We start from the raw sequence: 19957 nt of genomic DNA on the forward strand, positions 1-19957 counted from the left end.
TCATGGGCACCCTCTCCACCCGCGCGAAACGCGCCGTCCAGGGACCGCTGGACCAGCTCGAGGAGCTCGGCGACCAGCTGTCGCTCTACACGCGGTCGATCATCTGGATCCCGAAGACGCTGACGAGCTACCGCAAGGAGGTCGCCCGGCTGCTCGCCGAGGTGTCCTTCGGGTCCGGGGCCCTGATCGTCATCCTCGGCACGGCGGGCGTCATGGCGTCGCTGTCGCTGTTCGTCGGCTCGCTGGTCGGCCTGCAGGGCTTCCGCGCCCTCGACGCGCTGGGCGTCGAGGCGCTGACCGGCTTCATCACCGCCTACTTCAACACCCGCGACATCGCGCCGCTGGTCGCCGCCTCGGCACTGACGGCGACGCTCGGCGCCGGCTTCACCGCCCAGCTCGGCGCGATGCGGATCTCCGAGGAGATCGACGCGCTGGAGGTCATGGCGGTGCCGTCGGTGCCCTACCTGGTGACCACCCGCGTGGTCGCCGGGATCATCGCGGTCATCCCGATCTACACGATCGGCCTGCTGGCGAGCTTCGCCGCGTCCCGGCTGAACGTCACGCTGATCAACGGGCTGCCCGGTGGTACCTACGACCACTACTTCGACCTGTTCCTGCCGGTCAGCGACATCCTGTTGTCCTACGTCAAGGCGATCATCTTCGCCGCGGTGATCATCCTGATCCACTGCCACTACGGCTACGCGGCCAAGGGCGGCCCGGCGGGCGTCGGTATCGCGGTGGGCCGCGCGGTCCGCCTCTCGATCGTGTCGACCGCGGTGCTGGACTTCTTCCTCACCCTGGTCATGTTCGGCACGTCGGCCTCGGTGCGGGTGGCCGGATGAGGAACAGGAAGAAGGTCCTCCAGGGGCTGGCGTTCGTCCTCGCGATCGTCACGCTCCTCGGGCTGTCGGTCGCGCAGTACGCCGGCCTGTTCAAGGCCGGTGTCCCGGTGACGCTGAACGTCGCCCGCGTCGGCACTCAGATGCAGGAGCGCGCCGACGTCAAGGTGCGCGGGCTGATCGTCGGCGAGGTCGAGGGCGTCCGTTCCGACGGCAGCAGCACCAGCATCGACATGTCGATCTACCCGGACAAGGCCGAGCAGATCCCGGAGAACGTGACCGCCCAGCTGATCCCGAAGACGCTCTTCGGCGAGAAGTTCGTGTCGCTGGTCCCGCCGCCGAGCTCGACCGGTCCGACCCTGCAGGCGGCCTCGCACCTGCAGGCGGGTGACGTCATCCCCGAGGACCGCAGCCGGGAGGCGCTGGAGGTCGAGCGGGTGCTCGACGACCTGCTGCCGGTGCTGGAGGCGGTCCGCCCGCAGGACCTGGCCTCCACCCTCGGCTCGCTGTCCTCGGCGCTGCGCGGCCGCGGCGACCAGCTCGGCCGCACCCTGGAGGAGCTGAACACCCTGACCAAGGGGCTGCAGCCTGCGGTGCCGGACCTGCAGGAGGACATCCGCCAGCTGGCCACGTTCTCGGACAACCTGAACGAGGCGGCCCCGGACCTGCTCGACGCGGTCGACCACCTGGCCGTCACGAGCCGGACCGTGGTCGAGAAGCGGGAGGGTCTGCGGAACCTCTACCGGTCGATCACCGGCGCCTCCGACGACACCCGCGCCTTCCTCGACGCCAACGGCGACAACATCATCGGTCTGGCGAAGTCGAGCAGGCCGACGCTGAAGACCCTCGAGCGGTACTCGCCGGAGTTCCCCTGCCTGTTCCGGCAGCTGACCGATCTCATCCCGAAGATCAACAACGCGATCCAGCCGGGTACCGACCACGTCGGCGTCAACATCACCCTCGAGATCATCGCGAACAAGGGCAAGTACCTGCCGAACCAGGACGAGCCGCGCTACCGCGACGACCGTGGCCCGCGCTGCTACCCGATCCCGGTCCCGCAGGGCACCCAGTACCCGACCGACGGCCCGTTCCGCGACGGCTCCGTGCCCGGCCCGGCGCCGGACGGGCAGCCGCAGGGCCGCCCGGAGGACTTCGGCGTCGACAGCTACGGCACCTACGACGGCACCAACTCCTTCGGCGACATCCGCGACCAGAGCGGGGAGAACGGCGCGGGCGTGCTCCCGCCGCTGACCACCGCACTCAACGGCAACGGCATCCAGCCCAGCGCGTTCCACCAGAGCGCGCCCGGGGCGAAGAAGGGCGAGCCGGGCCGCGTGGACATGGGCGTGCAGAACTCGCCGGGTGAGCAGCAGGTGGTCTCCGAGCTGCTCGCCGTCCAGCAGGGCGGCAGCCCGCAGGCGGTCCCGGCCTGGAGCAGCACGATGGTCGGCCCGCTCCTGCGCGGCACGGAGGTGAAGCTGACATGAGGCGGCTGCCCTACGGCGCGCTCGTCAAGTTCCTCGTGCTCGGCGTCGTCGTCGCACTCACGACGACCCTGCTCGGCATGACGATCGCCAACACCCGCAGCAGCGGCGGCTCGACGAGCTACAGCGCCCGCTTCGCCGACGCGACGGGCCTGCTGGTCGGCGACGACGTCCGCATCGCCGGTGTCGTGGTCGGCTCGGTGACCGGTATCGAGGTCGTCGACAAGCGGGTCGCGCAGGTCGACTTCGACGTCGACGCGGCCACCCCGCTGCCGGCGTCGGTCAACGCCGCGCTCAAGTACAAGAACCTCATCGGGCAGCGCTACCTGGCGCTGGACCAGGGCCCCGGCCCGACCGGCGAGACGCTGCCGGCCGGGGCGCAGATCCCGCTGGAGCGCACGCGTCCGGCGCTGAACCTGACGGTGTTGTTCAACGGCTTCCAGCCGCTGTTCCAGGGACTCGACCCGGACCAGATCAACAAGCTGTCGATGGAGATCATCCAGACGCTGCAGGGCGAGGGCGGCACGGTGCAGAGCCTGCTCGCGTCGACGTCGTCGCTGACCAACAGCGTCGCCAACCGCGACCAGGTCATCGGGCAGGTCATCGACAACCTCAACTCGGTGCTGGGCACGGTCAACGAGAACGACCAGGGCCTCAACGAGCTGATCTCCTCGCTGCAGGCGCTGGTGTCCGGCCTGGCCAAGGACCGCGAGCCGATCGGCAACGCGGTGCAGTCCATCGGGACGCTGACCCAGGTCACCGGCTCGTTCCTGCAGGACGCCCGCCCGCCGCTGCGCGACGACATCCGCAACCTCGGGGACCTCGCGACCCAGCTCGACCAGGGCCGCCCCGCGATCGAGCGGTTCCTGCAGTACTCGCCGTTCAAGCTGAACCGGATCACCCGGGTCGGCTCCTACGGCAGCTGGTTCAACTTCTACGTCTGCGGTCTCGACGGCCAGGTCGGCATCTCCGGCCTGGTGGACCCGGTGTCGCTGGGCGACCTCGGCCTGGGCAACCTGACCCGCAACCCGGCGCCGCGCTGCAGCGCCGACCCGAGCGGCATCGGCGCGGGCAACACCGTCCCGGTCGACGGTGTCGGTGGCGGGGGCTCCGGGCACGACGGCGGGGGCCACGGCGACCACGACAACCGCGCCGCGCGGACCGCGAAGCCGGGCACCGACCCGGCGGCGTCGAACCCGCAGATGCAGGAGCCCTCCTCGCAGTCGGTGGACCGGCTGCTCGACCCGCTGGGCCAGGCCGGCCCGACCGCGCCGGGGGCCGACCCCGCCGCGCCGCTGGGAGGCAACTGATGGCACAGGCGGGTGAGAAGCGCCCGGTCCTGGTGGCGACGCTGGGGATCGTCACGATCCTCGCGATCGTCCTGGCCGCGTTCAACTACGAGGCCCTGTTCTCCGGGGCGAAGACCTACTCGGCGGAGTTCCCGGAGTCCGCGGGCCTGCAGGCGGACAACAAGGTGACCGTGGCCGGTGTCGACGCCGGCCGGGTCAAGTCCGTCGAGCTCGACGGCGACCACGTGCGCGTCGACTTCACCGTCGAGGACGCGTGGATCGGCAACCGCACGACGGCCTCGATCGAGATCGCCACGCTGCTGGGCTCCAAGTACCTGGCGCTCGACCCGCGCGGCGACGCCGACCAGGACCCGGATGAGCCGATCGGGCGGGATCGCACCAAGTCCCCGTTCGACGTCGTCGACGCCTTCAACGGGCTGTCCGGCACGATCGACGACCTGAACACCGACCAGCTGGCGAACAGCCTGACCACGCTGTCGGACACCTTCCGGGGCACCGCCCCGGAGGTCCGCGGCGCACTCAACGGGCTCTCCCGGCTGTCGACGACGATCTCCAGCCGGGACGCCCAGATCAAGCAGCTGCTGGCCAACACCCGCAAGCTGTCGACGACCCTGGCCAACCGCCGCGGCGACGTCGTGAAGCTGGTGAACGACGGCAACCTGCTGCTCGGCGAGCTGCAGCGCCGCAAGGCGGCGATCAGCAACCTGCTCGACGGCGTGCAGAAGCTCTCGGTGCAGCTGCGTGGCCTGGTCGCGGACAACCAGGACCAGCTGCGCCCGACGCTGGAGACGCTGGACAAGGTGCTCGCCGTGCTCGAGCGCAACCGCGACAACCTCGGCGAGATCCTCGACAAGGAAGCGGTGTTCGTCCGGGTGTTCGGCAACGCACTCGGCAGCGGCCGCTGGTTCGACAACTACGCCTGTGGCCTCGTCCCGCCGGCCACCTCACCGCTGGGGGGTGACTGCTGATGGGCAGCTGGGCCAACGACCGCCGCCAGCTCCAGATGTGGAGCCTGGTCGCCGTCGTCGCCGTGCTGGTCGCGACCGGCTTCTGGCTGATCACCTCGGCCGGGGGCCGCCCGGTCACCGCGTACTTCTCCAGCGCCGCGGCGCTGTTCCCGGACAACGACGTCCGCATGCTCGGCGTGCCGGTCGGCAAGATCGACCGGATCACGCCGGAGGGCGACCGGGTGCGGGTCGACATGACCGTCACCGACGACGACGCGAAGCTCCCCGCCGACCTGCGTGCCGCCGTCGTCTCCCCGAGCCTGGTCACCGGCCGCTACGTGCAGCTGACGCCGACCTGGACCGGGGGACCGGAGTACGATGGCGCCCCGATCCCGGTCGAGCGCACCGCGGTGCCACTCGGCGTCGACGACCTGACCCGCACCGCCACCGAGCTGTCCAAGGCCCTCGGGCCGCAGGGCGCGAACAAGAACGGTGCGGTCAACGACCTGCTGAACGTCGGCGCGCAGAACCTGCAGGGCAACGGCCGCGCGCTCAACGACACCATCCGCAACCTCGGTGGCCTCGCCACCACCCTCAACGGCTCCAGCGGCGACCTGTTCGGCACCGTGACCGAGCTGCAGAAGTTCGTGTCCACGCTGCGCGAGAACGACTCCGGGGTGCGCGAGCTCAACGGCAAGCTCGCCGACGTCACCGGCTTCCTCGCGAGCCAGCGCGGCGAGCTGGGCGGGGCGCTGAACCAGCTGTCCTACGCCCTCGGCGACGTGGCCCGGTTCGTCCAGGACAACCGCGCGACGCTGCGCTCGAACGTCGACAAGCTCGCCGGCGTCAGCCAGGAGATCGTCGACCACCAGAAGGCGCTGGCCGAGGTGGCCGACACCGCGCCCGCCGCGCTGAACAACCTGGTCAACATCTACAACGGCTCGTCGGAGACGCTCGACACCCGGGCGAACCTCAACGAGCTGTCCTACCCGCCGATCCTGGCGATCTGCCAGCTCCTGCAGAGCCGTCCGCCGTCGGGCCCGCTGCCCGACACCGACGCGGCGCTCGGCCCGATCTGCCAGGGCCTGGCGCCGGTGCTGAGCGGGGCGGTCCCGCTGCCGTCGCCGAGCGACGTGGCCCGCGGGCTCGCCTCGGGCAACCCGCTGCAGAGCCCGGTCCCGGCGAGCCTGCGCCCCGGTGCGCCGCTGACGCTGACCGACCCGGCATCGCAGCTGCGGGTCCCGGGCACCAACACCGACCCGGAGGCCACCGCGGCACCGTCGCCGGACATCACCCCGGCACCGGACCGCACGGCACCGGACCGCACGGCACCGGACCGCACGGCACCGGACCGCAGTGCTCCGGATCGGAGAGCACCGGACCGCGAGCAGGCGCCGGCGGCACCGCCGGCTCCGGGCGCGGCCCGGCCGGCCCCTGCTCCGGCGCCGGCTCCGGCCGCACCGCGCTCGCGGACGGCTCCGGCGAGCCCGTCGGCCCCGGCCACACCGCGCAGCACCGCCCCGTCGGCCACCCCGACGCCCGATGAGCGCCCCGGGCCGGACGACGGCGGCATCTTCGGCCGACTTCTCGGAGGTGGGTCATGACCGGCCGCTGGACCAGGCTGGCCGCGCTCGTCGCGGCCACCGCGACCGTCGCGGTGACGGCGAGCGGCTGCGGCGGCTTCGACGGTGGCCTGCGCGGGGTCCCACTGCCCGGTGGTGCGAGCCTGGGTGACGACCCGTACCAGGTGCAGATCGAGTTCCCGGACGTCGTCGACCTCGTCCCGCAGTCGATCGTGCGCGTCGGTGACGTCCCGGTCGGCACCGTCGAGGACGTCGCCGTCGAGCCGAAGGCGTGGAACGCGCTGGTCACCGTGCAGGTGAACCGGGACGTGAAGCTCCCGGCGAACTCGACCGCCCGGGTGCGCACCACGTCGCTGCTCGGCGAGAAGTTCGTCGACATCTCCCCGCCCCAGGGCGCCCCCGCCGTCGGGTCGCTGGCCGAGTCCGGCCGGATCGGGCTGCAGAGCTCCGGCCGGGCGGCGGAGGTCGAGGAGGTCCTCGGTGCGCTCTCGATGCTGCTCAACGGCGGCGGCGTCGCGCAGATCCGGACGATCTCCACGGAGCTGAACAAGGCGCTGTCCGGGCGCGAGCCCCAGGTCAAGGACCTGCTGGGCAACCTGAACACGCTCGTCGGCTCGCTGGACGACTCCAAGGACGACATCAACCGGGCGCTCGACGGCCTCAACCGGCTGTCGGCGACCCTGGACGCGCGCCGCCCGCAGATCCGGACCGCGCTGAACGACCTGAGCCCTGGCCTGCGCGAGCTGGAGGCCCAGCGCACCCAGCTCGTCGGGATGCTGCGCTCGCTCGACCGTCTCTCCGGGGTGGCGACGAACGTGGTCAACCGGTCCCGCGACGACCTGCTCGCCGACCTCAACTCGCTGCGCCCGGTGCTGCGCCAGCTCGCGGACTCGGGCCAGAACCTGCCGAACTCGCTGCAGCTGCTGCTGACGATCCCGTTCACCGACACGGCCACCGACGCCGTCGCCGGTGACTACGCGAACCTCTACATCAAGCTCGACCTGGACCTGCGCAGCGTGCTCGACAACATCCTGCGCAGCAACCAGCTCGGGCTCCCGATCGACATCAAGCAGTTCGGCTCGCTCCCGCCGACCGGGCAGCTGCTCGCGCCGCTGCTGGCGGGCGGGGGACAGACCGGCCGCAAGCCGGTCCTGCCCAACGCCCCGCCGCTGCCGCTGCTCGGGCCCGAGACCCCGTCGGCGCCCGCGCCGGCGGCTCCCGCTCCCGCCCCGGCACAGCGCCGCGCGACTCCGGCTCCGGCGGCCCCGGCCCCGGCTGCGCCGGCCCCGTCCCGGAGCGCGACCCCGGCTCCGAGCGAGACCCCGGAGCCCGGGCCCGGCCTGCTCGGCGGCCTGTTCGGAGGTGGCTCGTGATCACCCGTACGACCAAGATCCAGCTCGTCGGGCTGCTCCTGGTCTCCCTGATCGGCGTCGGCTACGCGGGCTTCCGCTACGCCGGGCTGGACCGGCTCTTCGGTGCCACCACCTACCCGGTGACGATGCAGCTGGCCGACTCCGGCGGAATCTTCACCGGGGCGGACGTGGCCTACCGCGGGGTGAGCGTCGGGCGGGTCGGCCCGCTGACGCTGACCGCCGACGGCGTCGACGTCGAGCTCGACATCAACAACGACGCGCCGGAGATCCCCTCCGACGCCCGCGCGGTCGTCGGGAACCTGTCGCCGATCGGCGAGCAGTACGTCGACCTGCGACCGGAGACCGGCACCGCGCCCCCGCTGGAGGCAGGCGCGGTCGTCCCACGGGAGCGCACGACGGTCCCGGTGCCGATCGAGAGCCTGCTGACCAACCTCGACCAGCTCGTCAGCACGGTGCCGCTGGACAACCTGCGCACCGTGGTCAGCGAGCTCGGGCAGAGCTTCGAGGGCACCGCGCAGCCGCTGCAGCAGCTGCTCGACACCGGTGGCCAGTTCACCCGGACCGCGACCGCCGCGCTGCCGCAGACCACCGCGCTGCTCGCCGACGCCCGCCCGGTCCTGACCACCCAGAACGACGTCGCGCCGCAGTTCAAGGACTTCAGCCGCGGGCTGAAGCTGCTGAGCGAGCAGCTGGAGCGCTCCGACCCGGACCTGCGCCGGATCATCGACGACGGCCCCAAGGCCGGTGACCAGCTCAGCGCCCTGATCCGCGAGTCCGGTCCCGGGCTGGGGGAGTCGATCGCGAACCTGCGCAGCACCACCGAGCTGCTCGAGCCCCGCCAGGCCGGGCTGCGCCAGATCCTGGTCACCTACCCTGGCCTGGTGGCGGTCGCGCCCAAGGTCGTCCCCGGCGACGGCACCGCGCACCTCGGTCTCGTGGTCAACGTCGCCGACCCGCCGGTCTGCAGCCGCGGCTACGAGGGCACCGTCAACCGGCCGGGCAGCGACGTCACCGAGACGCGGGCCAACAGCGATGCCTACTGCGCCAATCCCCCCGGCGACCCCGGTGACGTGCGCGGGATGCAGAATGTGCCGAAGGCGGCGACCCCGATGCCGCCCGCGGACGCGGGTGACACGCCGGCTCCGCCGCCCGCTGCGGGCTCCGACGACGGGAACACCCCCGGCGCCGGTGAGGCACCGAGCGGCGGCAACCAGCGGGTGAGCTACCCGGCCCTGGTCGGGGACGCCTCCCAGATCCTGATGGGCGGGTGAGCCCGAGGGCGTGGTCCCCACCGGGGCCACGCCCGGCACGACGGCCGTGCTCCCGGTGCGGCCGGCACGACGACCGCCGGCGCCCCTCCGGGCGCGGCGGCCGGACCCGGGCTGCGGGCGCCGCAGCCACCGAGCGGCTGTGCCCCCGCAGCCGGGAGGAGGAACGCTCCCCATGAACGTCACCCTCGACGAGCGGCCGGGCGGCCCGCAGGACGCCGCCACGGACCCCGCGCCCGCCGGCCCGACCCGCCTCGCCCGTCTGCTGCCGATCGCCGCCGCCGTCGCGGCGCTCGCCGCGATCGTGTTCGGCGTGCTCTGGCTGATCGCCGCGAACAGTGACGCGGTGCAGGTCGCCGACGCCCGCGACGAGGCCCTGCGCGACGCACGCCAGGCCGTCATCAACCTGAACACCCTCGACTACCACGACGCCCAGAAGGGCCTGGACCTGTGGATCCAGAGCTCGTCGGGGTCCGTGCGCGACGAGTTCGTGAAGAACCGCGACTCCTACGCGCAGCTGGTCACCCAGCAGAAGCGCACGACGGCCGCGACCGTCACCGACGCCGCGGTCACCGAGGTCGACCCGCGGGCAGGCACCGCACGGGTGCTGCTCGGCGTGGACGTGACCGTCACCCCCGAGGGCCGGCAGCCGGCCGTCACCCGCCAGCGCATCGAGGCCGGGATGACCCGGACCGACGAGGGCTGGAAGGTCGACGCCCTCGAGCCGCTCCTGACCCCCGGCGCGGGGGGCTGACCGGGCACCGCCCCGGTCCCCACCACCCGGCCGTTCCCTCCAGGAGGTCACCCCTGATGTCCACTCCGCGCCGCAAGCCCACCGGCGGGATCCGCAGGCCCCAGGTCGCCGGACGTCCCCGCACCGGCCGCGCCGACGACGAGACCGCCGAGACCACCGCCTCCGAGCAGGGCGGCGTCGCCGTCGACGAGCGTTCCGGCTCCGAGCACGAGGCCACCGGCAGCGACCGGTCCTACGGCGCCGTCGCGGCCGCCCCGGTCCGCTCCGGCAGCACCGGCGACGACGAGCCCGCCGCTGCCGACGCCGCTTCCGAGTCCGCTTCCGGCTCCGCCGACGCGGCCGACGGCACGGACGGGGAGGCCGGCGAGCACGACGCCGACGGCACCCGTTCCCGCCGGGGCCTCGGCGGGCTCACCGGCCCGACGTCCCGTACCGGCGTCGCGGCCCTCGCGGTGGTCACCGTGCTGCTCGCCGCGGCCGCGGTGTTCTTCGCCGTGTCCTGGTACCGCGCCGAGTTCTCCGGGGCGGCCGCCAACACCGCGCTCACCGACGTCGGCACCACCTCCGAGGTGAACCAGCAGATCGGTGACGCCGTCACCAAGGTCTACTCGTTCGACTACGCCCGGCTGGACCAGGCCGAGGGCGACGCCCGCGCGGTGATCACCCCGGCGTTCGCCCCGGAGTTCGAGCGGATCTTCGGCAGCGTCCGGAAGCTGGCCCCGCAGCAGAAGGCCGTCGTCACCGCGACGATCCCGAAGTCCGCGGTGGCCGACGTCGACGGCGACCACGCCACCGTCTACGTGTTCGTCAACCAGGTCATCCGCCGCCAGGCCGACGGCGGCGCCCCGCAGCAGGGCTCGGCCGCGGCCCGGCTGCGGGTCGAGGCCGACCACGTCGACGGCGCCTGGAAGATCGCGAGCATGACCCCGGCCTGACCCGGGGCCCCCGTCCCGCGACGTGGCCCGCACCCCCGCCGGGAAGGGGTGCGGGCCACGGGCGTATCGTGGGTCGCGATCCACCGAAGACCGCAGGTCTGCGTCCCGGCTCCGGCCGGGCGTCGAAGGTCCGGAAACCCTCCGGGCGGCCCGCGCAGGAGGACGAGGCCCGGCCGGGCGCCCGCGAGCGCCCGCCCTCTTCACGCCCCGTGCTGCTGCGCACGGGGCGTTCGTCGTTTCCGGGCCCGACGCGGTGGCGCATCAGACGGCGCACCCTCCAGGGCGCGCCGCGAGCACACACCCGAGAGGAGGGCAGCGATGGCACGTCCCGACAAGGTCGCGGCGGTCGACGAGATCGCCGACCGGTTCCGCGCGTCGTCCGCGTCGGTCGTCACCGAGTACCGCGGGCTGAGCGTGGCCAAGCTGACCCAGCTGCGCCGGGACCTGGGCCAGACCGACGCGAGCTTCCGCGTCGCGAAGAACACCCTGGTCAAGCGCGCCGCTGCGGATGCCGGGGTGCAGGGGATCGACGACCTGCTCGCCGGCCCGACCGCCATCACCTTCATCGCCGGCGAGCCGGTCGATGCGGCGAAGGCGATCAAGAAGTTCGCCAAGGAGAACCCCGGCCTCACCATCAAGGGCGGGTACATGGACGGGCGCGCCCTGTCCGGCTCCGAGGTGGAGCAGCTCGCGGACCTCGAGTCCCGCGAGGTGCTGCTGGCCAAGCTGGCCGGCGCGATGAAGGCGAACCTGACCAAGGCCGCCACGCTGTTCAACCAGCCGGCCTCCCAGGTCGCGCGCCTCGCGCAGGCGCTCGCCGACAAGAAGGGCGAGAGCGGCGAGACCGCCGAGCCTGCAGCCGACGGCGACTCCGCCGAGAGCTGATCACCACCCCCACCTGAACGTCTTTCGTTAGAAAGGACCGCCACCATGGCGAAGCTGTCCACCGACGAGCTGCTCGACGCCTTCAAGGAGCTCACCCTCATCGAGCTCTCGGACTTCGTGAAGAAGTTCGAGGAGACCTTCGAGGTCACCGCCACCGCCCCGGTCGCCGTCGCGGCCGCCGGTGCCCCGGCCGCGGGCGGCGAGGCCCCGGCCGCCGAGGAGGAGAAGGACGAGTTCGACGTCGTCCTCGAGTCCGCCGGTGACAAGAAGATCCAGGTCATCAAGGTCGTCCGTGAGGTCGTCTCGGGCCTGGGCCTGAAGGAGGCCAAGGACCTCGTCGAGGGTGCGCCGAAGCCGCTGCTCGAGGGTGCGCCGAAGGAGGCCGCCGAGGCCGCCAAGGCGAAGCTCGAGGAGGCCGGCGCGAAGATCACCCTCAAGTGATCTGAGCACCGACTGCTCGAAGGGGCGGGACCCGATCCGGGTCCCGCCCCTTCTGCGTGTCCGGGGCACGTCCGTTCCGGGCGTCGCATCGGGCGGGCCCGGTAGCCGGGCAGGTGCGACGGCGGTGCGCGGAACGGGCCTGCGGTGCCCGCCGGCACCGGCCGGGGCCGAGACGGCCGATTCCGACCGGTCGTCCCGGAAGACAGACCGTTCGTCGATGCGTGGGGACTTGACTCGGTGCGGCGAGCAGGTCACTCTATGGCAACGATGGTTGCCTGGATGCTGGAATCGGCGACCTGTCTCGACAGCTGCGTTCGCAGCGTCTATAGTCATTCTTTGCGCTGCCTGCGTCCAGGCCACGTCGCGCTTGCTACCGGGAAGTATCCGGGCCGGTCCGAGAGGACATCCACGGCCGTCGGAGAGGGTCCGGCGGAGCGAGTCGGCGGAGCCGGGGTCGCAGCGCCGCGTATGACAACAGACGGCGTGTGACGTAGGCCGACTGCCGACCGTCGATCCGGGGGGACCCCGAGCGGATCGAGGGAGACGGTAGCGCTCGGCGGCGGCGCACGCCAGACGAGAAGCGCAGTTCTCGGAAGGACGCATCTTGGCTGTCTCCCGCGCCGCCGCGACCACCTCGACCCTCTCCGCTTCGGCGAACCCGAACTACCCCGGAGCACCCACCCGGGTCTCCTTCGCAAAGATCGCGGAGCCGCTCGAGGTCCCGGACCTCCTCGATCTCCAGATCCAGTCCTACGAGTGGCTGGTCGGCTCGGAGGCCTGGTTCCAGCGCCGCATCGAGGCCGGCGACGAGATGCCGGTCAGCGGTCTGGAGGAGATCCTCACCGAGATCTCCCCGATCGAGGACTTCTCCGGCTCCATGTCGCTGTCCTTCTCCGACCCGCGCTTCGACGAGGTCAAGGCCTCCGTCGAGGAGTGCCGCGACAAGGACATGACCTACGGCGCCCCGCTGTTCGTCACGGCGGAGTTCACGAACAACACCACCGGCGAGATCAAGTCCCAGACCGTCTTCATGGGTGAGTTCCCCGTGATGACGGACAAGGGCACGTTCATCATCAACGGCACCGAGCGCGTCGTCGTGTCGCAGCTCGTCCGTTCGCCGGGCGTCTACTTCGATCACTCGATCGACAAGACGACCGAGAAGGACGTCTACTCCGTCAAGATCATCCCGAGCCGGGGTGCGTGGCTGGAGTTCGACGTCGACAAGCGCGACACCGTCGGTGTCCGCATCGACCGCAAGCGCCGCCAGCCGGTCACCGTGCTGCTGAAGGCGCTGGGCTGGACGAACGAGAAGATCGCCGAGCGTTTCGGGTTCTCCGAGACGATCATGACCACGCTGGAGAAGGACAACACCGCGGGTCAGGACGAGGCACTCCTCGACATCTACCGGAAGCTGCGCCCCGGTGAGCCGCCGACGCGCGAGTCGGCGCAGGCCCTCCTGGAGAACCTGTTCTTCAAGGACAAGCGCTACGACATGGCCAAGGTCGGGCGCTACAAGGCCAACAAGAAGCTCGGTCTGGACATCGACAACTCGGTCGGCACGCTGACCGAGGAGGACGTGGCCACCACCATCGAGTACCTGGTCCGCCTGCACGCAGGCGAGACCTCGATGACCACGGTCGACGGCCACGAGATCCCGGTCGAGACCGACGACATCGACCACTTCGGCAACCGGCGCCTGCGCACCGTCGGCGAGCTGATCCAGAACCAGGTCCGGGTCGGTCTGTCGCGGACCGAGCGCGTCGTCCGTGAGCGGATGACGACGCAGGACGTCGAGGCCATCACGCCGCAGACCCTGATCAACACCCGGCCCATCACGGCCGCGATCCGGGAGTTCTTCGGCACCTCGCAGCTGTCGCAGTTCATGGACCAGCACAACCCGCTGGCCGGCCTGACCCACAAGCGCCGCCTGTCGGCGCTGGGCCCGGGCGGTCTGTCGCGTGAGCGCGCGGGCATGGAGGTCCGTGACGTCCACCCGTCGCACTACGGCCGGATGTGCCCGATCGAGACCCCCGAGGGTCCGAACATCGGCCTGATCGGCTCGCTCTCGTCGTTCGCGCGGGTCAACCCGTTCGGCTTCATCGAGACGCCGTACCGCAAGGTCGTCGAGGGTGTCGTCACCGACCAGATCGACTACCTGACCGCCGACGAGGAGGACCGCTTCGTCGTCGCGCAGGCCAACGCGCGCCTGAACGAGGACGGCTCCTTCGCCGAGGACCGGGTCCTGGTCCGCCGCAAGGGCGGCGAGGTCGACCTGATCTCGCCCAACGGCGTCGACTACATCGACGTCTCGCCGCGCCAGATGGTGTCGGTCGCGACCGCGATGATCCCGTTCCTCGAGCACGACGACGCGAACCGCGCCCTGATGGGTGCGAACATGCAGCGTCAGTCGGTGCCGCTGCTCCGCTCCGAGTCGCCGCTGGTCGGCACCGGTATGGAGCTGCGCGCCGCGGTCGACGCCGGCGACGTCGTCGTCACCGAGGCCGCCGGTGTGGTCGAGGAGCTGTGCGCCGACTACATCACCGTCATGGACGACGAGGGGCAGCGTCAGACCTACCGTCTGAACAAGTTCCGCCGCTCGAACCAGGGCACCTGCAACAACCAGAAGCCCGTCGTCGACGAGGGCCAGCGGGTCGAGGTGGGCCAGGTGCTCGCCGACGGTCCCTGCACCCAGGACGGCGAGATGGCCCTGGGCAAGAACCTGCTCGTGGCGATCATGCCGTGGGAGGGCCACAACTACGAGGACGCGATCATCCTGTCGCAGCGCCTCGTCCAGGACGACGTCCTCACCTCGATCCACATCGAGGAGCACGAGGTCGACGCCCGCGACACCAAGCTGGGTGCCGAGGAGATCACGCGGGACATCCCGAACGTCTCCGAGGACGTGCTCGCCGACCTCGACGAGCGCGGCATCATCCGGATCGGTGCCGAGGTGCAGCCGGGCGACATCCTGGTCGGCAAGGTGACGCCGAAGGGCGAGACCGAGCTGACCCCGGAGGAGCGCCTGCTCCGCGCGATCTTCGGCGAGAAGGCGCGCGAGGTCCGCGACACCTCGCTGAAGGTGCCGCACGGCGAGTACGGCAAGGTCATCGGCATCCGGGTCTTCTCCCGCGACGACGACGACGAGCTGGCCCCGGGCGTCAACGAGCTGGTCCGCGTCTACGTGGCCCAGAAGCGCAAGATCTCCGACGGTGACAAGCTCGCCGGCCGCCACGGCAACAAGGGCGTCATCGGCAAGATCCTGCCGGTCGAGGACATGCCGTTCCTCGCGGACGGCACCCCGATCGACATCATCCTGAACACCCACGGTGTTCCGCGACGGATGAACATCGGCCAGGTCCTGGAGACCCACCTCGGGTGGATCGCCAAGACCGGCTGGGAGATCGAGGGCGAGCCCGAGTGGGCGTCGCAGATGCCCGAGGAGCTCTACTCGGTCCCCGCGGACACCAAGACCGCCACTCCGGTCTTCGACGGTGCCCGCGAGAACGAGATCACCGGCCTGCTCGGCAGCACGCTGCCGAACCGGGACGGCGAGCGGATGGTCGGTTCGGACGGCAAGGCGGAGCTGCTCGACGGCCGCTCCGGTGAGCCGTACCCGTTCCCGGTCGCGGTCGGCTACATGTACATCCTGAAGCTGGCCCACCTGGTGGACGACAAGATCCACGCCCGGTCGACCGGCCCGTACTCGATGATCACCCAGCAGCCGCTGGGCGGTAAGGCGCAGTTCGGTGGCCAGCGCTTCGGCGAGATGGAGTGCTGGGCCATGCAGGCGTACGGCGCGGCCTACACCCTGCAGGAGCTGCTGACGATCAAGTCCGACGACGTCGTGGGCCGCGTGAAGGTCTACGAGGCGATCGTCAAGGGCGAGAACATCCCGGAGCCGGGGATCCCCGAGTCGTTCAAGGTGCTGCTCAAGGAGCTGCAGTCGCTCTGCCTGAACGTCGAGGTGCTCTCCAGCGACGGTGCGGCGATCGAGATGCGGGACGCCGACGACGAGGACCTCGAGCGCGCCGCGGCGAACCTGGGCATCAACCTGTCCAGCCGCCCGGGCTCGGAGTCGATGACCGTCGACGACGTCGTCAACTGACCCGCCCGTAGATCGACTAGCCGACTTTACGAAGAAACAGAGGACTTACGTGCTCGACGTCAACTTCTTCGACGAACTGCGCATCGGCCTGGCCACCGCCGAGGGCATCCGCCAGTGGTCGCACGGCGAGGTCAAGAAGCCCGAGACCATCAACTACCGCACCCTGAAGCCGGAGAAGGACGGGCTCTTCTGCGAGAAGATCTTCGGTCCGACCCGGGACTGGGAGTGCTACTGCGGCAAGTACAAGCGCGTCCGCTTCAAGGGCATCATCTGCGAGCGCTGCGGCGTCGAGGTCACTCGCGCCAAGGTGCGTCGTGAGCGGATGGGCCACATCGAGCTGGCCGCGCCGGTCACGCACATCTGGTACTTCAAGGGCGTCCCGAGCCGGCTGGGCTACCTGCTCGACCTGGCTCCCAAGGACCTCGAGAAGATCATCTACTTCGCGGCGTACGTGATCACCTCGGTGAACACCGAGCTGCGGCACAACGACATGTCCACGCTCGAGAACGAGATGAGCGTGGAGCGCCGGCGGATCGAGCAGACCCGCGACGCGGACCTCGAGGCCCGCGCGCAGAAGCTCGAGCAGGACATCGCCGAGCTCGAGGCCGAGGGTGCCAAGGGCGACGTCCGCCGCAAGGTCAAGGACGGCGGCGAGCGGGAGATGCGCCAGCTCCGCGACCGTGCCCAGCGTGAGCTGGACCGGCTCGACGAGATCTGGACGACGTTCACCAAGCTCGACGTCCAGCAGCTCATCGCGGACGAGTCGATCTACCGCGAGCTGTACGACCGCTACGGCGACTACTTCACCGGCGCCATGGGTGCCGAGGCGATCCAGAAGCTGCTGGAGAACTTCGACATCGAGGCCGAGGCGGAGAAGCTGCGCGAGATCATCCGCAGCGGCAAGGGGCAGAAGAAGCTCCGTGCCCTCAAGCGCCTCAAGGTCGTCGCGGCGTTCCAGTCCACCGGCAACTCGCCGATGGGCATGGTGCTCGACTGCGTCCCGGTCATCCCGCCGGACCTGCGCCCGATGGTGCAGCTCGACGGTGGCCGCTTCGCCACCTCGGACCTGAACGACCTGTACCGCCGGGTCATCAACCGGAACAACCGCCTCAAGCGACTGATCGACCTCGGCGCGCCCGAGATCATCGTCAACAACGAGAAGCGGATGCTCCAGGAGTCCGTGGACGCGCTGTTCGACAACGGCCGTCGCGGCCGGCCGGTGACCGGTCCGGGCAACCGCCCGCTCAAGTCGCTGTCGGACCTGCTGAAGGGCAAGCAGGGCCGGTTCCGCCAGAACCTGCTCGGCAAGCGCGTCGACTACTCCGGCCGTTCGGTCATCGTCGTCGGCCCGCAGCTGCAGCTGCACCAGTGCGGTCTGCCCAAGCAGATGGCGCTGGAGCTGTTCAAGCCGTTCGTGATGAAGCGCCTGGTGGACCTCAACCACGCGCAGAACATCAAGTCGGCCAAGCGGATGGTCGAGCGCGGCCGCTCGCAGGTGTGGGACGTGCTCGAGGAGGTCATCTCCGAGCACCCCGTGCTGCTGAACCGGGCACCGACCCTGCACCGCCTCGGTATCCAGGCCTTCGAGCCGCAGCTGGTGGAGGGCAAGGCCATCCAGCTGCACCCGCTGGTCTGCGAGGCGTTCAACGCGGACTTCGACGGTGACCAGATGGCGGTGCACCTGCCGCTGTCGGCCGAGGCGCAGTCCGAGGCCCGGGTCCTGATGCTGTCCTCGAACAACATCCTGTCCCCGGCGTCCGGCCGCCCGCTGGCGATGCCGCGTCTGGACATGGTGACGGGTCTGTTCCACCTGACCCGGCTGCGCGAGGACGCCCAGGGCGCCGGCAACCACTACGGCACCGTGGCCGAGGCGATCATGGCCTACGACCGCAAGGTGCTCCACCTGCAGGCGCCGATCAAGATCCGTCTTGAGCAGGTCACCCCCACCGCGGGCGTGCCCGAGGAGTCGGTGAACGAGCACGGTGTCTGGACGGCGGAGACCACACTGGGCCGGGTGCTGTTCAACGAGCTGCTCCCGGCGGACTACCCGTTCATCAACGAGCCACTCCCGAAGAAGCGCCAGGCCGCGATCATCAACGACCTGGCCGAGCGGTACTCGATGACCGAGGTCGCGCAGGTCCTGGACCGGCTCAAGGACGCCGGCTTCTACTGGGCGACCCGCTCGGGCGTCACGCTGGCCATCGACGACGTCGTGGTCCCGCCGAAGAAGCAGGAGATCCTCGACTCCTACGAGGCGAAGGCCGACCAGATCAACAAGCGCTACCAGCGTGGTGCCCTGTCGCACCAGGAGCGCAACGACGAGATGGTCAAGATCTGGTCGCAGGCCTCGGAGGAGGTCGCGAAGTCCATGGAGGAGAACTTCCCCCAGGACAACCCGATCCCGACGATCGTGCAGTCCGGTGCCGCGGGCAACATGGCCCAGGTCCGCCAGCTGGCGGGCATGAAGGGCCTGGTGGCGAACCCGAAGGGCGAGTACATCCCGCGGCCCATCAAGTCGAACTTCCGCGAGGGCCTGTCCGTGCTGGAGTACTTCATCTCCACGCACGGCACCCGGAAGGGTCTGGCGGACACCGCGCTGCGGACCGCCGACTCGGGTTACCTGACCCGTCGTCTGGTCGACGTGTCGCAGGACGTCATCGTCCGCGAGGTCGACTGCGGCACCGAGCGTGCGATCACCATGCCGGTGACCGAGGAGACCGCGGACGGGCGGCTCATCCCGCACCGTTACCTGCGGACCTCGGTGTACGCCCGTACCTCGGCCGAGGAGGTCACCGCCCCGGACGGGACGGTCATCGTCGGCAAGGGCGACGACCTGGGCGACCCGGCGCTCGACGCGCTGGTCGAGGCCGGCGTCCGGCAGATCCGGGTGCGGTCCGCGCTGACCTGCGCGTCCGCCACCGGCATCTGCGCGATGTGCTACGGCCGCTCGATGGCCACCGGCAAGCTGGTGGACGTCGGCGAGGCCGTCGGCATCGTCGCGGCGCAGTCGATCGGTGAGCCGGGTACCCAGCTCACGATGCGTACCTTCCACATCGGTGGTGTGGCCGGCGACGACATCACGACCGGTCTGCCGCGTGTCACCGAGCTCTTCGAGGCCCGGGTCCCGCGCGGCAAGGCGCCGATCGCCGACGTCGACGGGCGCATCCGCATCGAGGACGGCGACCGCTTCTGGAAGATCACGCTGATCCCGGACGACGGCGGCGAGGAGATCGTCTACGAGAAGCTGTCCAAGCGGCAGTGGCTCGGGATGACCTCGGTCGACGGCGTCGAGCGGCCGCTGGCCGACGGTGACCACGTGACGGTCGGCCAGCTGCTCCTCGAGGGCACGGCGGACCCGCACGAGGTGCTGCGCGTCATGGGCCCGCGTGAGGTGCAGCTGCACCTCGTGCGTGAGGTGCAGAAGGTGTACCGCACGCAGAGCGTGGACATTCACGACAAGCACATCGAGGTCATCGTCCGGCAGATGCTGCGCCGGGTGACGATCATCGACTCGGGTGCGACCGAGTTCCTGCCCGGTGCACTGGCCGAGCGGGGCGAGTTCGAGTCCGAGAACCGCCGGGTCGTCTCCGAGGGGCTGGAGCCGGCCTCGGGCCGTCCGGTCCTCATGGGGATCACCAAGGCCTCGCTGGCGACGGAGTCGTGGCTGTCCGCGGCCTCGTTCCAGGAGACCACCCGGATCCTCACCGATGCCGCGATCAACGGAAAGCGCGACAAGCTCGTCGGGCTCAAGGAGAACGTGATCATCGGTAAGCTGATCCCGGCCGGTACGGGCATCAACCGCTACCGCAACATCCAGGTCCAGCCGACCGAGGAGGCCCGCGCGGCCGCCTACGCGCTGCCGAGCTACGACGACGGCTACTACGGCCCCGACGTGTTCGGTACCGGCACCGGTGCGGCCGTGCCGCTGGACGACTACGACTTCGGGCGCGACTACCGCTGATGCGTTAGCGCAACGTTCCGGCAGGCGACGGTCTGCCGGAACGCACCGAAGAGGTCCCGGACGGGGCCGGAC

At 70.7% G+C, this 19957-nt stretch carries 12 protein-coding genes and 1 pseudogene; all 13 read left to right on the forward strand.

Going from position 1 to position 19957, the window contains the following annotated elements; translation table 11 throughout:
- Window positions 1-2: 2 nt before the first annotated feature.
- Entirely contained in the window at window positions 3-842 is an 840-nt protein-coding gene (locus ACLE50_RS03185; RefSeq protein ID WP_410941814.1) for an MlaE family ABC transporter permease, read from the forward strand.
- The gene (locus tag ACLE50_RS03190) at window positions 839-2326 is read left to right on the forward strand and encodes an MCE family protein (protein WP_410941815.1); all 1488 of its coding nucleotides are present in this window, start codon (window positions 839-841) and stop codon (window positions 2324-2326) included. The genes ACLE50_RS03185 and ACLE50_RS03190 overlap by 4 nt, the downstream gene beginning before the upstream one ends.
- Window positions 2323-3318, forward strand: a pseudogene (locus tag ACLE50_RS03195) (MCE family protein); the annotation flags it as partial. The gene ACLE50_RS03190 and the pseudogene ACLE50_RS03195, both read left to right, overlap by 4 nt.
- A gap of 314 nt (window positions 3319-3632) precedes the next feature.
- On the forward strand, window positions 3633-4601 hold the full coding sequence (locus ACLE50_RS03200; protein ID WP_410941816.1) for an MCE family protein: 969 nt from the start codon (window positions 3633-3635) through the stop codon (window positions 4599-4601).
- Window positions 4601-6184, forward strand: coding sequence for an MCE family protein (locus tag ACLE50_RS03205; RefSeq protein ID WP_410941817.1), 1584 nt, complete (start codon window positions 4601-4603; stop codon window positions 6182-6184). Before ACLE50_RS03200 ends, ACLE50_RS03205 begins: the two co-directional genes overlap by 1 nt.
- Complete coding sequence (locus tag ACLE50_RS03210; protein ID WP_410941818.1) at window positions 6181-7536, forward strand: MCE family protein; 1356 nt, start codon at window positions 6181-6183, stop codon at window positions 7534-7536. Before ACLE50_RS03205 ends, ACLE50_RS03210 begins: the two co-directional genes overlap by 4 nt.
- Entirely contained in the window at window positions 7533-8807 is a 1275-nt protein-coding gene (locus tag ACLE50_RS03215) for an MCE family protein (RefSeq protein ID WP_410941819.1), read from the forward strand. The genes ACLE50_RS03210 and ACLE50_RS03215 overlap by 4 nt, the downstream gene beginning before the upstream one ends.
- Before the next feature lie 172 nt (window positions 8808-8979).
- Window positions 8980-9558, forward strand: a complete 579-nt coding sequence (locus ACLE50_RS03220; RefSeq protein WP_410941820.1) for a hypothetical protein — start codon at window positions 8980-8982, stop codon at window positions 9556-9558.
- 56 nt (window positions 9559-9614) lie between these two features.
- The gene (locus tag ACLE50_RS03225) at window positions 9615-10493 is read left to right on the forward strand and encodes a hypothetical protein (RefSeq protein WP_410941821.1); all 879 of its coding nucleotides are present in this window, start codon (window positions 9615-9617) and stop codon (window positions 10491-10493) included.
- 318 nt (window positions 10494-10811) lie between these two features.
- Window positions 10812-11378 (forward strand): 50S ribosomal protein L10, encoded by a 567-nt coding sequence (rplJ, locus tag ACLE50_RS03230; protein ID WP_410941822.1) that lies wholly within the window; start codon window positions 10812-10814, stop codon window positions 11376-11378.
- A gap of 45 nt (window positions 11379-11423) precedes the next feature.
- Window positions 11424-11819: a 50S ribosomal protein L7/L12 gene (rplL, locus tag ACLE50_RS03235; RefSeq protein ID WP_410941823.1), complete on the forward strand. Its 396-nt coding sequence runs from the start codon at window positions 11424-11426 to the stop codon at window positions 11817-11819.
- 604 nt (window positions 11820-12423) lie between these two features.
- Window positions 12424-15924, forward strand: a complete 3501-nt coding sequence (rpoB, locus tag ACLE50_RS03240) for a DNA-directed RNA polymerase subunit beta (protein ID WP_410941824.1) — start codon at window positions 12424-12426, stop codon at window positions 15922-15924.
- A gap of 49 nt (window positions 15925-15973) precedes the next feature.
- Window positions 15974-19885: a DNA-directed RNA polymerase subunit beta' gene (locus ACLE50_RS03245; protein WP_410941825.1), complete on the forward strand. Its 3912-nt coding sequence runs from the start codon at window positions 15974-15976 to the stop codon at window positions 19883-19885.
- Window positions 19886-19957 lie beyond the last annotated feature (72 nt).

Origin of the sequence: Pseudonocardia phyllosphaerae (assembly GCF_046546475.1) — a bacterium.
GTDB classification, from domain to species: Bacteria; Actinomycetota; Actinomycetes; order Mycobacteriales; family Pseudonocardiaceae; genus Pseudonocardia; species Pseudonocardia phyllosphaerae.

What these genes read in the sequence shown, in the direction of transcription:
- ACLE50_RS03185 (WP_410941814.1), top strand. Translation starts at nt 3, where the DNA reads ATGGGCACCCTCTCCACCCGCGCGAAACGCGCCGTCCAGGGACCGCTG.
- ACLE50_RS03190 (WP_410941815.1), top strand. Translation starts at nt 839, where the DNA reads ATGAGGAACAGGAAGAAGGTCCTCCAGGGGCTGGCGTTCGTCCTCGCG.
- ACLE50_RS03200 (WP_410941816.1), top strand. Translation starts at nt 3,633, where the DNA reads ATGGCACAGGCGGGTGAGAAGCGCCCGGTCCTGGTGGCGACGCTGGGG.
- ACLE50_RS03205 (WP_410941817.1), top strand. Translation starts at nt 4,601, where the DNA reads ATGGGCAGCTGGGCCAACGACCGCCGCCAGCTCCAGATGTGGAGCCTG.
- ACLE50_RS03210 (WP_410941818.1), top strand. Translation starts at nt 6,181, where the DNA reads ATGACCGGCCGCTGGACCAGGCTGGCCGCGCTCGTCGCGGCCACCGCG.
- ACLE50_RS03220 (WP_410941820.1), top strand. Translation starts at nt 8,980, where the DNA reads ATGAACGTCACCCTCGACGAGCGGCCGGGCGGCCCGCAGGACGCCGCC.
- ACLE50_RS03225 (WP_410941821.1), top strand. Translation starts at nt 9,615, where the DNA reads ATGTCCACTCCGCGCCGCAAGCCCACCGGCGGGATCCGCAGGCCCCAG.
- rplJ (WP_410941822.1), top strand. Translation starts at nt 10,812, where the DNA reads ATGGCACGTCCCGACAAGGTCGCGGCGGTCGACGAGATCGCCGACCGG.
- rplL (WP_410941823.1), top strand. Translation starts at nt 11,424, where the DNA reads ATGGCGAAGCTGTCCACCGACGAGCTGCTCGACGCCTTCAAGGAGCTC.